Origin of the sequence: Vibrio hannami, assembly GCF_029589055.1 — a bacterium.
Lineage (GTDB): Bacteria > Pseudomonadota > Gammaproteobacteria > Enterobacterales > Vibrionaceae > Vibrio > Vibrio hannami.
In genome coordinates this window covers 763,174-777,029 of the sequence record NZ_JARQZP010000003.1, presented here as the reverse complement: position 1 = coordinate 777,029, position 13,856 = coordinate 763,174, and the positions used below count along the sequence as shown (strand labels likewise).

Genomic DNA, 13,856 nt, shown 5'->3' with positions numbered 1-13,856 from the left:
CAGATAGATTGAGAAAAGATTTGTTATGTGAGGTTGTTTTATAGGTTAATTCTCGTTGTTCTATAAAGTTTTTATGTGAGTGGTTTTTAACGTTGAATTAATGATTTCATTTCTTTGTTGCTAAGAATACACTTTATTTTTATTGCTTTTTTCATTTTATTAATTTCGGTTTGGTAATATATGAAGTAATAGTGATTTATTTATGTGTAATTAATATGTATTAATATAATACATGTTTAATGTATAGTAATAGAGATGTATTAACTATAAGAGAGTATAGTATTAATAATATATTAGATGAATAGAGTGACTGTATTAGTGATATTTATTGGTTGTATCGTATGGACAATATCAATAAGCAATATTTCCCTGAAGCTTACGAATGTTTGGAGTATCAAGGACTAGATGTATTGCCTGGATACTTAATGGTCGAAGAGTACTTGGCCACGACTTTGCGTGTGCTAGAGTTGGCCACCAGCCACTATACCAGAGTGTGTGTCTTACGATTTGACCTTCGATTACCCGAGCGGCTGGATTGTCCTGACTTTCCTTCTGAGTATGATACAGGGCTTATAACGGAGTTCATTCTTTCACTTAAAAGCCAAAACCGTGCAAGGTGTAAGCGCAAAAAAAGAAGGGAAGTTGTTGCATGAGAGCAACATACGTTACGTATGGGCAAGGGAAATCCATCATTCTAATCAACCCCATTACCATGTTGCTTTGTTGGTCAATAAAGATGTCTATCGAGGGTTTGGTAATTATTTATCGGATAAAGAGAGCTTAGGAGGAATGATTATTGAAGCTTATGCACGAGCTTTGCAACGTCCAGCAGAAGAGATTGGTCAGCTTGTTAATTTTGCAACGGGTAGTAGCCGGGACGAGCGCAATGAGAATGACGATCCACCAGTGTATTACCTGGATAAGAATTCTCCTGAGTTCCAGCAGCAACTTAATATGGTGTTTAGGCGATTAAGCTACCTATGCAAACTGGAAACCAAACCCTACGGTAACAAAGGGAAAAATTTTGTTGGGAGTCGTTATTAAGTAAGAATGGTGTAAACATCAAAAGTCGTAATGTTGATTTTAAACGGCAAAAAAAACAGGTGCCATCATGGGCACCTGTATGCGTTAGGCATTAAAGACCAAATTCAGTCTTGAGTGCCTTGTATTCACTTTCAATAGACTGTTTCACCAGCTGTCTACGTGCTTCGATTGGCGCACGATCACTAAGCCTGTGAGCCTGCTGTTCAATGTGGCTTAGCTCTTCCTTGTACCAGGTATCCAGTACGATGTTGATCTGCGACTGAGTCAACGTTTGTTTGATGCTAGCAACACTCAACTGAGTAATCGGATCCGCAGCAGACACGTTGGTGGATAACATCAGTAGTGCCGAAGAGATGATGGTTGAAAGTTTCATAGTCGTTTCCTTATTGATTAAAACCAGCGATGTTGAAGCTCGCTGTGTGATTTCAGAAAATGTAATGGTTGATGTGGCAGTAGCTGCCGTTTGAAAGAGGTGATGTCAGGGAGTTGAGAGATTCGGCAAAAAAGGCCTTTTTCTCTATAATATGTATTTCAAATACAGTTGAATCAGATTGGGTCAGTTGACGGTCACTTTGATTTCATCAAATGCCTCCATATCCAGGTAAGTCAGGAAGTTCTGTTCCCAGGTTCGGTAAAGTTCGATAAATCCTGAGCTGCCCAGGCTTTGCCAACCAATTCCTGTCGCAAAAGCCATGTTGTTCCCAATATCGAAATCAATATCTCGCTCAAGCTCTGGGTAACCCAAACCAAAGTACGCAAAGTCGGTGATGTAGCTGATACACCACTTATCTTTAGCTCCTTTGAGGATGGAGACTTCTACCGGATGAAAGCCACCCTCTTGCGCACTGTAGCTGGTATCTCTGAAGTTGAGTGTTAATGAATGAGCCGCAGCGAGTTCAGTCTGGATGACCTGTTGGCTGATGGCATCGTGAAATCTCGAAGAGACGGGTAGGGCACAGGTCTGAAACTGCAGGCTCTGTTCCGCCGGGATATTTTTGTCCATAAATTGATCCTATGTTATGAGAAGTGGTTAAGCGGTCTTAACCGAACTATTGTTGATGCTAACAAGGGTTGCCTGGATATCATCGAAGCTTCGTTGTTTGAACTGCTGCATCAGTGTTCGTTCGTATGCCTGATAGAGCTCCTTAACCTTTGGCTGGTGGAGCTCGCACCGCTTTATATCTGGTTGATAAAACCAGCTTCGTAGAAAGTTGAAGTAAAGCTCTACATCAACGTGTTCTGCCGATTCATCTGGATACGAAAAGCTGGCGATAAACACGATTCGCCATTGCATCGCTTTTGACTCACTGGCTACTCTTTCCATCTGGATTTCGACTGGGTGAAATCCGGCTCTGGTTTGGTAGTAACTGGTGATACGAAAGTTCAATGCGATACGTTTGGCGTGCTCTGGAATATCCAGCAGGCTAATGAGTTGCTGAAGATAATTAACCAGGGTGCTATGTGGTGTTGTCTCACTCATATCAGACCTCGCTCTGCAAACGAGACACAGGTTTCCCCAACAACAAAGTGGTCCAGTACCCGGATATCCACCAGAGCAAGGGCGTCGGATAGCCGTTGGGTGATGCGTTTGTCTTGTGTAGAAGGCTCAGCTTCTCCAGAGGGATGATTGTGAGCAAAGATGACCGAAGCCGCATTGGTTGTTAAGGCTAACTTAACCACTTCTCTTGGATAGATACTGGCCGCATCTATCGTGCCGTAGAACAGTTCGTTGTACTCGATTAATCGGTTCTGATTATCCAGTAACATGACGGCAAAAGTTTCCCTTTCCAGGCCTCCTAATTTGTACCGTAGAAACTCTTTTACCTTCTCAGGGCTAGAATAGGTGTCGCCACGCAGATAGGTATCTGCAAGAATTTCAGCGGCTTTTTCTAGTATCTGCTTAGCGCAGGTTGGTAGTGCAAATTCATAATCATTGTTGGGCATGCGTCCTCCTTCTTATCTGTAGGGCAATGCACCAGAATGATATGTATGTGAAAAAGTTTTAAATCGAATGAACAACTTAAAAGAAAAGGGGAGACCGTCGTCTCCCCTCCCTTATGCTCCAGGCTGAAATAGAACCTGGGGCTGTTCGTGATATAACGAATGCCAGCTGAGCGGGGCTGCCTTCCCCTATCACCGTGTCACTTTTCGCTTTGGAGTTAATAAGCAAAATAGCGCGATGGTAAATTTCAGCACAGAGAATCGCTAAATCAACACCTTTGTCGATATAGCATTCATGACGTGCTTTACCGAACAAGAGGCAAAAGGATATGCCTGTACAAGCACATTGATGCTAGCACTTATAAAGGCAATACCTGCCGGAAGATTGCTCAACGGAGATTGATGGAAGAGTCCATTGAACGATTCAGGTAGGTATGGTTATTCAACGGATTCGCTTCGTTTATGTTGTATCGTTTGAGGTCGAAATTGGTTGGGTAGGTGAAACTGTAGGTAGAAACATGCAATCGCTGAATCTGGTTTAGTGGAATATGTTCTATTTCCGGTTTTGATTTGCTCTGATAAACCAAATACAAGATATTTTCAAACGCCAGTAGACCAAGTGGCATCGCCTCAAAGGGTTCGTTCTTCATCTCAGTCGTGGTTTCAATGGTGAGACTGACCTTACGACTGTGATACAGAGCAATACACAGGTTTTCGAAAACGCTGCTTTGTATCTCCTGTAAGGGCGTGGTGCTGGTGGAATGGATATGGACCTTTGTTGGTGTGAGCAAATCCATTTCATCATTAAGTGGCGCATATTGAATCATGGCCTCAGTGAAGGTGGACTCAACCGCACTCATGATTTCTTTTGGTAACACCTGCCTTAACTGCTCTTCGGCCAGTGACAGTATGATCGCTTCTCTAGCTCCTACCGTGCGCTTGTTGTTGCTTCTGCGTGAATAGCCATACGGCTTGTCTCTCGTATCTTTCTCCACGTCAAAATAACGCACTAACACATCTAGGTTACGCTGGATGGTACGGATATCCCGCTCCAGGTTTATCTCTTTTAGCTGAGCCTGCAGTTCGGATGCGGTTATTTTGCGTCGGACTGGGATTCGTTTATACAGCTCGAAGGCAAACAAGATGCCATCAGCAATACTGGGTTTTCTATGTTTTGCAATTGTTGTTCTTTCACTTATTTCAGGCAAAGCAAGGCTCTACCCACGAGCCTTGTAGGCAGGGTATGAAATGCTATGCACGGAATTGATTAGGGACAGGTTCGCAGATGAACCGGAGCTGGATGCCGGATGCGGTATGGTGAAGTGAAGTTGTGTAGTCGGGCTCCTTAATATCAGTAGTACTCACCAGGATATTAAGTGTCTGAAATGCTTTTATTTTAAGTGGGAGTTGCTCTCATGGCTGATATGGAACTCGGGAGACGTTTGTGGACAAAAAATGCCTATTGTTATGAATCGAAAGACATGTGGTGTTTATGAAAGTAATACGATTGCCGGAACTAACAAGCCGCATAGGCTTATCTAAATCGCAGGTTTATAAGATGTGCAGAAAAGGCTCCTTTCCCAAACCAATGAAGCTTGGTCCGAGAGCGAGTGCATGGGTAGAGGAAGAAGTTAACCAGTGGATGTTATCTAAAATCCACCAGCGTGGATCTTAAGGAGGTTGTATGGACTACCGTATCGTTTCAACTAAGCCAGAACACAGCAGTGCCAAAGGTTATACCGCGCCGGTATTTGATAGCCTTCCCGTGGCTACTGACCTTTATGAATTAAGTCATGCTGCTTTGCTTCGATTATCTGAGAGGTTAAGGCGATATCATCATCAACGACCAAAGGTTCTAATGGTTAGGGTAAGTTTGGCAGGAGTACCTCAAGGAGGGATATCAGAAACAGAACATATCAATCGTTGGATGTATCTACTGCAGAGGAGAGTGAATGTTGAGTTAGGCAGTCCGCCTTTAAATAAAAAAGAGTGCAAATTAACTGCGTTTTCAAAGTATGAAGAACTTGAAGATGTGGGGGCTTGTTATCGGGTTGCGGTGCTTTTTGATCTGAAAGCCTTTGATGACGATGATATGGAAGGTCTTTCGGAAAGAATCCGGTATTGGATGGGAGAATCTTGGTCACAAGTAGTAAAACAATGGATTAGTATGATACACAACTATGTGGCATTTTCAGACGTCGATAACTTTATTATCCTGGATGAAAATACACTTGAGGGTCACGCTAATAAGCAAATAGCTTTTTATTACCTTAGTCAGTTAACTGAACGACAGTACACGGGGACTTTATCTCAGTACTCGACCTTCCAGCATCATCGTACACGCATCAATCAGTCTCCGACGAGGCAATATGCTACGCCATTTCTATAGTCGCTGAGGGAAAGGCGTCGCTTTTCCCCGGCTCGACGTTTGACAGTATTTAATCAGTTGCGAGAAACAACTATGCGGTTTATTCGAATTGAAGAAGTAAAAGAAAAGACGGGTCTTAGCCGTTCAAGTATCTATAGTTTTATCAAACAAGGTCGTTTTCCAAAGCAGATCCAGCTTGAGGGCAGAATGGTATGTTGGTTGGAAAGTGATATCGATGAATGGCTAGGGTTTGAAAGAGGGAAATTTGGTTACGTTGATAGAGTTTTCCATAAGGTTGGCTAATGAGGTATCTATAAACGCTAGTCTTTGTTTAGGGCAGAGTCGATGACCAAAAATGGGCCAAAGGATAAGTGCTAGTTGTTAATTGTTTAGAGGCTATGAGAGAAGATTGACGCACAATTGAGTAAAGGATTAAGGAGCTTATTGGGATCACGGTTTTTAAAGGTCTGTGACTGTTCTGAATGTGTTTCGGATTAGTCTGGACTGAATCTATAAGAGCGGAAACAACGATGTAACCAGATCTAATATAGATTGCAGACGCAGTTTGAGACAGGTTGACTCATTTATGCCCCAATGTTTGTCTGCTTGATTTGGAACCGATAAATCCAATCAGGATTTGCCCTACGTTTTCGGCTCTTCTCCGCTTGCATGAGTCTGCATATATAAACTCACTACAAGTAAAGCGCTGATTTACAATACTTATTTATTCTGTAGAGCAGTGACATACCTTGCCATCATTATCTTCCACGTTATTTAACTTTAAAGGCCAATGTGTCGAATCTTTTTCAGTAGAAGATGACTCTCAATCAGTTTTGGTTCAGTGTCGTCGAGATAGACGGTTTAAGGTCAAGGACCCATTGAACGGCTCACCTTGTACTGTCGACCACTACATCCGGAGACGCCTTCAGGATCTCCCTGTTAGCGGGCGGCCATGTACGATAGAAATTGAACTAGCTCAGACTCGAGATAAAGAAGGACGAAGGCTTATTGAAGCAACGGAGTATGTTGCCAAAGGAGGCCGGTATACGGCTCGTTTTTGTCAGTTCATTAGTGGCTTATGTCGTCATATGAGTATCCATGCGGTGTCTCAGCACTTAGGTATTCGTTGGGAAACGGTGAAGAATATCGATAGAGAGTACTTGCGTGAAAACCTACCTGCATTGGAGCCAGAGAAACTAAAAAACTTAATGCACATAGGTGTTGATGAAGTCGCTAGAGCTAAAAGGCATGACTACATGACGGTGGTATACGACCTAGTATCAGGCCATTTAATTTGGGTTGAGCATGGTCGACGAGCAGAGGTTCTCATCGCCTTCTTCGAGCAACTGTCCGTCAAGACAAGAGAAGGTATCAAAGCTGTTTCAATGGATATGGGTCAGGCGTATCAATCGGCCGTAAGAAAGATGTTACCCAATGCCGATATTGTTTTTGACCGGTTTCATGTAATGCAAAATTACTGCATCTTAATTAGGAAAGAGAGAGCGAGAGCTTTTAGAAAAGGCTCTCATGAGGAGAGGAAAATGCTCAAAGGGACGCTCTTTCTCCTTCTGAAAAACGCGGTGAAACTGGACGAACGACAATCTGATAGGCTCGACGATCTACTCGAAAATAACAAGACACTGTGCATCATTTACATGCTGAAAGAGCAGCTTCAGGCGGTATGGGATGAACATAACTACGAAGCAATGACCACAGCTCTTGAGGCATGGTGCCAACTTGCCAAATCGACAGGAATCTTATCGTTAAATAACTTTGCTGACGCTTTGCTAGAAAGAAAAGTGGGTATCTGTAACTACGCCAAATACAAGCTAACCAACGCCCGAGTAGAAGCAGGGAACGTGTCTATCGGCTTGCTTAGAAGAAGAGCTCGTGGTGTTCGGGACACTGATTACTTCAAATTAAAGATCAGACAGACCTCAGTCCCTGACACTCACTCAACCTTTTATCCAAAGATCAAGCTCATCTAAGCGGAGAAGAACCCGTTTTCTAATGCCTAACTAGAAGAAGATCATGCTTGTAACGGGCATAATCGTCCACTTTGTACCGAAGAAACTTAACGATTGCAAGCTGACTGGATAGGCAATTTTCTATAAAACAGTATATAACAGAAAGAAATAATCAATCATTATTTCTATCGGAAAATAGAATATAAAATTTTTTTATTTTCCCTTGAACTTACCTTTCTTTGTCCCTATTTTCCTGTTTGGTAGAGCATTACTTGGCTCTATCCGTCACTAATATGTCTTTTATGTTTAACAATTGTAGGAGGCTAACCTCATGAATATTCGTCCTTTAAATGATCGGCTGATAGTTGAGAGACTCGAAGCAGAACCCCTATCTGAAGGAGGAATTGTACTTACGTCCCAATCAGTCCAAAAATCCAATCGAGGGAAAGTCGTTGCTGTTGGTTTAGGTCAGCGACTGGACAATGGAAAAAGGGCCGCGATGGACGTTAAAGTCGACGACATCGTCATTTTTAATGATGGCTATGGTGTCAAAACAGAAAAAATCGATGGTTCAGAGTACCTTATCCTCTCCGAATCAGATGTGTTAGCAATCGTTGAGTAATTGATTTTTCATTATTTTTTGAGGAGATAATCATGACCGCAAAAGAAGTTATATTTGCTGATGAATCACGTCAAAAGATGCTTAATGGCGTCAATCTGCTAGCTGATGCAGTTAAAGTTACTTTAGGACCTAAAGGTCGAAACGTTGTACTGGATAAATCATTTGGCGCTCCAGCCATCACAAAAGATGGTGTCTCTGTCGCAAAAGAAATCGAGCTTGAAGATAAGTTCGAGAACATGGGCGCACAAATGGTAAAGCAAGTCGCATCGAAGGCTAATGATGAAGCGGGTGATGGAACTACAACGGCAACAGTGTTGGCGCAATCTTTGATCAATGAGGGATTAAAGGCTGTCGCATCGGGTATGAATCCAATGGATTTGAAGCGAGGTATAGATAAAGCAACGGAAGCTGCCGTCGAGAAACTTCGTGAAATGTCTCGACCTTGCAGTGACAAAGAATCGATTACACAAGTAGGAAGCATTTCAGCAAACAGTGATAAGTCGATTGGTGACATCATAGCGGAAGCGATGGACAAGGTAGGCCGTAATGGTGTCATTACCGTTGAAGAAGGTCAGGGTTTAGATAATGAGCTTGCGGTCGTCGAGGGTATGCAGTTTGATCGCGGGTATCTTTCTCCGTACTTCATCACCAATCAGGAGAGTGGCTCCGTAGAACTAGACAGCCCTTACGTTCTTTTGGTGGATAAAAAGGTAAGCAATATTCGTGAATTACTGCCTATTCTTGAAGAAGTTGCTAAGCAGTCTAGATCTTTATTGATTCTGGCAGAAGATATTGAAGGTGAAGCACTGGCAACACTCGTAGTGAATAATATGCGTGGTATTGTGCGAACTGCTGCCGTTAAAGCACCAGGGTTCGGTGACAACCGCAAAGCAATGATGGAAGATATTGCGATTCTTACTGGTGGCACTGTGATTTGCGAGGATCTGGGGCATGAGCTTGAACAAACCACGTTAGAGCAATTGGGTAGTGCAAAGAAAGTCACAGTGACAAAAGATACAACCACTGTTGTTGGTGGTTTAGAGAATGAGCAGGTTATCAAAGACCGCGTTAAATCGATAGAAAATCAAATCGAATCATCAACCTCTCAATATGATAAAGAAAAGCTCCAACAGCGAATAGCGAAACTCGCTGGTGGGGTCGCAGTCATTAAAATTGGTGCTGCGACTGAAGTTGCGATGAAGGAGAAGAAAGATCGTGTCGATGACGCACTGCATGCCACTAGAGCTGCCGTTGAGGAAGGCATCGTTGCCGGGGGAGGCGTCGCTTTGGCGAAGATAGGTAAGGAGTTGGTTGACCTTTCTGGTGACAACGAAGACCAAGATGTTGGTATTAGAGTGGCGTTACGTGCGATGGAAGAACCGCTCCGTCAAATTGTCACTAATGCGGGCGATGAAGCCTCTGTCGTTGCGAACAATGTCAAAGCAGGTGGTGTGAACCATGGTTTTAATGCGGCTACAGGAGAATACGGCGATATGTTTGAAATGGGTATTCTTGATCCGACAAAAGTCACGCGCTCAGCACTTCAATATGCAGCGTCTGTAGCCGGGTTAATGATCACTACTGAAGCGATGATTTCCGAAAAAATAACAGACAAGCAACCAATGGAGCATATTTAATAAGATATTAAAGCGGGAAGGGAAGCTCGCTTAACTTTTTGAATATGACAAACCAATAAATATCAACCTTATTATGGATGATGATTAGCATGTGTTTTTTATAAATAAAATTTATAAAAATACACTTGAAAATGGTTCGTTAAAACACTATAAAATTAATGTAAGGGTTGTCTATATAGAAACTCTTTACATACATTGTTTTTATTTTGTATTGCTTCTTATGGAGGATATATTATGAACTCAATCGACCTAACTCCACTATATAGAAATAGTGTAGGATTTGACCGCCTCGCATCATTATTGGATCATGCGTTGACCAGTGAAACAACGGTTGGCGGCTACCCCCCATACAATATAGAAGTTCTTAGCGAGCATCGTTATGCCATTACTTTGGCTGTAGCGGGGTTTGTTGAAGAAGAACTTGATATTCAAGTCGAGAAAGGCGTGCTCACTGTGCGCGGTAATAAGAGCTCTGATCAAGAAAGTAAATATCTATATCAGGGTATCGCCAATCGTACATTTGAGCGTAAATTTAACTTAGCAGACTATGTTGAAGTTACCGATGCCGATCTCTCTAATGGCCTGTTAACTATTACTTTGGTTAAAGAAATTCCTGAGGAAATGAAGCCTAAATCTATTGCTATAAATAAAGGTGGTAATATTTTAGAGCATAAATCTGAAGGTGTTAATGACGGTAAGGTTAATGATGAGTAAATAATTAGAGGGTGTTTAACGCACCCTCTAATTATTAGCCATGAATTGCACCCATATTTGGGAGGGTATTTTATGAACATTGAAAAACTAAATCCCTGGAATTGGTTTAAACATGAAGATAACTCTAAAAACCAAATTCCAGTATCTAAAGATGAAGCATTTTCTGAAGTTCGTACTGGTGGCAATACCTACGTATCACCACAACAAAGTTCTGTAAATTCGCTTCTTCAACTACACCGGGAAATGGACCGTTTGTTTGATGACGTATGGCACTCTTTTGGTGAAGCAGGCTCTTCACATCTATCCCGCGAAAATTCATTGCTCGGTGGTAATTTACTAAGCAATAGAGTCCACAATGCAAACCGAGCAAAACTCGATGTTTCCGGCAGTGAGAAACAATACGAAATTTCAGTCGAGCTACCTGGTCTATCAGAAAATGACATTCAAGTTGAATTGAGTGCAAACACGCTGGTTGTGAAGGGACAAATGCAGGAGGAAAAAGAGTCTGAAGATAAACAGTATTACTGCGTTGAACGCAGTATGGGTACATTTCAACGTACCTTATCTTTGCCAGAAGATATAGATAAAAATGCTATCTCGGCAACAATGAAAAACGGTCTTCTGGTCATTCAGATCCCAAGAATAACAACAACGAGCGATAACATTAAGCGTATATCTATTTCGTCATGAATAAGCGTGGAGGCAGTCAAATCTGCCTCCTTTGTTAGTAATGTATTCTTAGGGAGAGACTTAAATGATAAAAAAAGTTATCTTTACGACATATGTTGTTGCAGCACTAGCTTTGAGTTCTGCTCAGGCGGCATTGCCTAATGTTACGACTGAAGGTAAACCCTTTCCGTCAATTGCACCAATGATCAAAGAAGTTCACCCTGCCGTGGTAAACATATCCACGTTTTCAACTCAGCAACATATCGATAACCCTCTGTTAAATGACCCTTTCTTCCGGCGATTTTTTAGCGTTCCTGACCAACGGCTAGACCAACCCCTTCAAAAACGCCAGCAAAGTGCGGGGTCAGGTGTCGTGGTTAACGCAAAAAACGGTATCGTCATGACCAACTATCACGTGATAAAAGGGGCGAACGAAATCCAGGTATCGCTTGTTGATGGCCGAACCTATAACGCCAAGGTACTCGGGCAAGACCCTGAGTTAGATATTGCTATTTTGAAGGTAGCTACCCACGACCTAGCGGAAGTGACATTTGCAAACTCCGATAATTTAGAAGTTGGTGATTTTGTTGTGGCGATTGGTAATCCATTTGGGCTAGGACAAACAGTAACAACGGGTGTGGTCAGTGCCTTAGGCCGTACAGGGTTGGGTATTGAAGGCTACGAGAACTTTATCCAGACAGATGCGTCAATAAACCCAGGTAACTCAGGTGGCGCGTTGGTGAACCTGGCTGGAGAACTTATCGGTATCAATACCGCTATTATTTCGCCTGCGGGAGGGAATGTAGGAATAGGTTTCGCCATCCCTTCTAATATGGCCTATTCCGCGATGAATCAAATCATTGAACATGGTGAGGTCAGGCGTAGACAAATCGGTGTGGGGATTCAGGATATCACTCAGGAGCTTCGTCAGGCATTTGAGCTGGAAAATGGTCTTAGTGGTGTACTCGTCACCCGTGTTAAGGAGAATTCACCAGCGGATAACGCCCAATTGATGCCTGGAGACATTATTTTGAGCGTCGATGGACAAAATACCTCCTCCACAAGCCAACTGCGAGCTCAAATTGGAATGAAAGAAGTTGGGGATAGAGTCACCCTAACGCTAATTCGAGACGGAAAAGAGCTTCGTAAACTAGTAATAGTAGGAGAGCAAACTTTAACCGCTTCTCACGACGGTCATTTACCTGATTCTCTTCAAGGCTTGCAACTAAAAGAGACAGATGATGGCTATGGTGTAAAGGTATCTGGCATTGTTTCACATTCAAAAGCAGTATACAGCGGATTGCGCCAGGGAGACATTATTATTGCAGTGAACCGGCAGAAAGTTAGGAGCGTCCACACTCTGACAAAAGCTTTGACTGAGAGCAAAACCCTGCTACTTCAGGTCAATAGGGGGATGGGATCACTTTTTATCGTGATTCAATAAACATGTCTTATGGAGGTTACCCATGGCTACAAATAGTTGCAAAACCAAGTCGTTGAATAATGTACTGCTGATTTGTAAGGCAAGTACGAATATAGAAGGCTTCACACGTCTGTTCGACAGCTATGATTTTTCAGTGGAGATCCGCCATGACAACTTTCAAGACATTGATTTTAGTCAGTATGGAGCCATTGTGCACATTACAAACTCTTTTGAGTCCTTGACTGCAATGCTCGGCCCTAGAATCGAGTCAATTAAAGATGAAGAGTGGATCTTAATTTCCGGCGATGATAATGACTTACATTGTACCGCCCAGCTTACTATTCAGGCATCTGAGGACCTGAAGCTATACATAAGGACACTTTGGGCTAAATTTAACATCACGTAACGTGGTTATAGCTGCGCTCAACTCAGCTTTAGGTGCAGGCTATTACGTTGGGAAAATCAATTCGAAGGGAGAATCAGAAAAACCTGCTGACTCTCCCTTTTTTGAATATTTATCGACCACTATCTTTTTGTATTTTGTTAGACATCATTTTCATGAGCTCTTCCCGAATAACATCTCGTTCTGATGCATTAATCAGGCGCTGCCGGACGAACTTATTAAGGTGTGAGCTATGTATTGTGTTTAGCATTTGATGTAGCCATCTCCTCTGAGCTTGTGCTGTTAAAACCGGGTGCTCTTTTTCAAGTCTCCGAATCATCGCTTCGCTTTGTTGATGCCAACTACGCCAGATAGAAAACACCTGATCTGTAAAAAGCTTATTAACTGGCTGTTCAGCAAGGAGTGATTCAAGTTCAGTTAACGCAAACTCTGAGGTTAACAATCGGGCCCAAGACACTTCGTATTGGAAGACTATACCCTGCTTTCTGCTGCCTGGATGACCGAAAAGCTTGCTTTTCCAATAACCTGCGATTAAAAGACTCTTTGGTTGACGGTATTTATGCCTGGCTGCGTCCATTTGCCGATCAAACGATTCTCTCTGAAATTGATATATCTCACTTGAAATTATACCTTGTTCGTAAAGTATGTATAAATAACCAGCTTCGATGCTAAGCCCTCTCATGATAAGCCTTCGATATAACCCCTCAGTACCGACCTGTTCACTGTAAAGGTGCTCGAGCTGTTTCTGCTCTTCAGATAGACAGGACTTCAGGGATAGCATCAACTCTTGCGGAGCACCACTGCTTGATAACGGGGTTTGAATAAACTGGGACAACGCATGTTTACTGGCGCTCATCGCTGAAAGCAGTAACTCTTTTTTCGTGATTTGATTGTCCAAGCTAATGTCATCTAACGTCAGGTAACGGGCTAGAGGCGATAAAGTTAACCCTTGAATGATAATAATGAAAGCAACCGCTCCCATCGCTATGGCTAATAGTGTTTCTTTTTGCTCTAAGTTAAGTACGGCAGTGTGGGTTATAGCCAGCATGGCAAGAGCCAACGTAACCG

At 42.6% G+C, this 13,856-nt stretch carries 18 protein-coding genes; 12 read left to right on the top strand and 6 right to left on the bottom strand.

Going from position 1 to position 13,856, the window contains the following annotated elements; genetic code table 11:
* Positions 1-341: 341 nt before the first annotated feature.
* Both P7F88_RS05240 and P7F88_RS05235 read left to right on the top strand, forming a co-directional pair.
* Positions 342-653 (top strand): YagK/YfjJ domain-containing protein, encoded by a 312-nt coding sequence (locus P7F88_RS05240; RefSeq protein ID WP_277822533.1) that lies wholly within the window; start codon positions 342-344, stop codon positions 651-653.
* Complete coding sequence (locus tag P7F88_RS05235; protein WP_277822531.1) at positions 646-1,044, top strand: YagK/YfjJ domain-containing protein; 399 nt, start codon at positions 646-648, stop codon at positions 1,042-1,044. Before P7F88_RS05240 ends, P7F88_RS05235 begins: the two co-directional genes overlap by 8 nt.
* Before the next feature lie 91 nt (positions 1,045-1,135).
* Here the strand turns inward: P7F88_RS05235 and P7F88_RS05230 are convergent, their stop codons facing one another.
* From P7F88_RS05230 to P7F88_RS05210, 5 genes are all read right to left on the bottom strand, one after another.
* Positions 1,136-1,417 carry a hypothetical protein gene (locus P7F88_RS05230; protein ID WP_277822529.1) on the bottom strand — a complete coding sequence of 94 codons (282 nt, stop codon included), beginning with the start codon at positions 1,415-1,417 and terminating at the stop codon, positions 1,136-1,138.
* A gap of 183 nt (positions 1,418-1,600) precedes the next feature.
* On the bottom strand, positions 1,601-2,047 hold the full coding sequence (locus P7F88_RS05225; RefSeq protein ID WP_277822527.1) for a DUF2787 domain-containing protein: 447 nt from the start codon (positions 2,045-2,047) through the stop codon (positions 1,601-1,603).
* A 27-nt stretch (positions 2,048-2,074) separates the two neighbouring features.
* Positions 2,075-2,524 carry a DUF2787 family protein gene (locus P7F88_RS05220; protein ID WP_277822525.1) on the bottom strand — a complete coding sequence of 150 codons (450 nt, stop codon included), beginning with the start codon at positions 2,522-2,524 and terminating at the stop codon, positions 2,075-2,077.
* The gene (gene radC, locus P7F88_RS05215) at positions 2,521-2,988 is read right to left on the bottom strand and encodes a RadC family protein (protein ID WP_277822523.1); all 468 of its coding nucleotides are present in this window, start codon (positions 2,986-2,988) and stop codon (positions 2,521-2,523) included. The genes P7F88_RS05220 and radC overlap by 4 nt, the downstream gene beginning before the upstream one ends.
* 386 nt (positions 2,989-3,374) lie before the next feature.
* The gene (locus P7F88_RS05210) at positions 3,375-4,193 is read right to left on the bottom strand and encodes a WYL domain-containing protein (RefSeq protein ID WP_277822521.1); all 819 of its coding nucleotides are present in this window, start codon (positions 4,191-4,193) and stop codon (positions 3,375-3,377) included.
* A gap of 284 nt (positions 4,194-4,477) precedes the next feature.
* Here P7F88_RS05210 and P7F88_RS05205 point away from each other — a divergent pair, with 284 nt between their 5' ends.
* The 10 genes from P7F88_RS05205 (at position 4,478) to P7F88_RS05160 (ending at position 12,791) form a co-directional block, all read left to right on the top strand.
* Positions 4,478-4,660, top strand: a complete 183-nt coding sequence (locus P7F88_RS05205; RefSeq protein WP_277822519.1) for a helix-turn-helix transcriptional regulator — start codon at positions 4,478-4,480, stop codon at positions 4,658-4,660.
* Positions 4,661-4,669: 9 nt separating this feature from the next.
* The gene (locus P7F88_RS05200) at positions 4,670-5,374 is read left to right on the top strand and encodes a hypothetical protein (protein WP_277822517.1); all 705 of its coding nucleotides are present in this window, start codon (positions 4,670-4,672) and stop codon (positions 5,372-5,374) included.
* Between the two features lie 72 nt (positions 5,375-5,446).
* The gene (locus P7F88_RS05195; protein ID WP_277822515.1) at positions 5,447-5,656 is read left to right on the top strand and encodes an AlpA family transcriptional regulator; all 210 of its coding nucleotides are present in this window, start codon (positions 5,447-5,449) and stop codon (positions 5,654-5,656) included.
* Positions 5,657-6,102: 446 nt separating this feature from the next.
* Positions 6,103-7,341, top strand: a complete 1,239-nt coding sequence (locus tag P7F88_RS05190; protein WP_277822513.1) for an ISL3 family transposase — start codon at positions 6,103-6,105, stop codon at positions 7,339-7,341.
* A 310-nt stretch (positions 7,342-7,651) separates the two neighbouring features.
* Complete coding sequence (locus P7F88_RS05185; protein ID WP_277822511.1) at positions 7,652-7,942, top strand: co-chaperone GroES; 291 nt, start codon at positions 7,652-7,654, stop codon at positions 7,940-7,942.
* A 32-nt stretch (positions 7,943-7,974) separates the two neighbouring features.
* The gene (gene groL / locus P7F88_RS05180; protein WP_277822509.1) at positions 7,975-9,579 is read left to right on the top strand and encodes a chaperonin GroEL; all 1,605 of its coding nucleotides are present in this window, start codon (positions 7,975-7,977) and stop codon (positions 9,577-9,579) included.
* A 234-nt stretch (positions 9,580-9,813) separates the two neighbouring features.
* Positions 9,814-10,293, top strand: a complete 480-nt coding sequence (locus P7F88_RS05175) for an Hsp20 family protein (protein WP_277822507.1) — start codon at positions 9,814-9,816, stop codon at positions 10,291-10,293.
* 72 nt (positions 10,294-10,365) lie between these two features.
* Positions 10,366-10,983 (top strand): Hsp20/alpha crystallin family protein, encoded by a 618-nt coding sequence (locus P7F88_RS05170; protein WP_277822505.1) that lies wholly within the window; start codon positions 10,366-10,368, stop codon positions 10,981-10,983.
* Between the two features lie 64 nt (positions 10,984-11,047).
* Positions 11,048-12,406, top strand: a complete 1,359-nt coding sequence (locus tag P7F88_RS05165) for a Do family serine endopeptidase (protein WP_277822503.1) — start codon at positions 11,048-11,050, stop codon at positions 12,404-12,406.
* A gap of 22 nt (positions 12,407-12,428) precedes the next feature.
* Entirely contained in the window at positions 12,429-12,791 is a 363-nt protein-coding gene (locus tag P7F88_RS05160; RefSeq protein WP_277822501.1) for a hypothetical protein, read from the top strand.
* 109 nt (positions 12,792-12,900) lie between these two features.
* Here the strand turns inward: P7F88_RS05160 and P7F88_RS05155 are convergent, their stop codons facing one another.
* The gene (locus P7F88_RS05155; RefSeq protein WP_277822499.1) at positions 12,901-13,848 is read right to left on the bottom strand and encodes a cation:proton antiporter; all 948 of its coding nucleotides are present in this window, start codon (positions 13,846-13,848) and stop codon (positions 12,901-12,903) included.
* Positions 13,849-13,856: the final 8 nt, after the last annotated feature.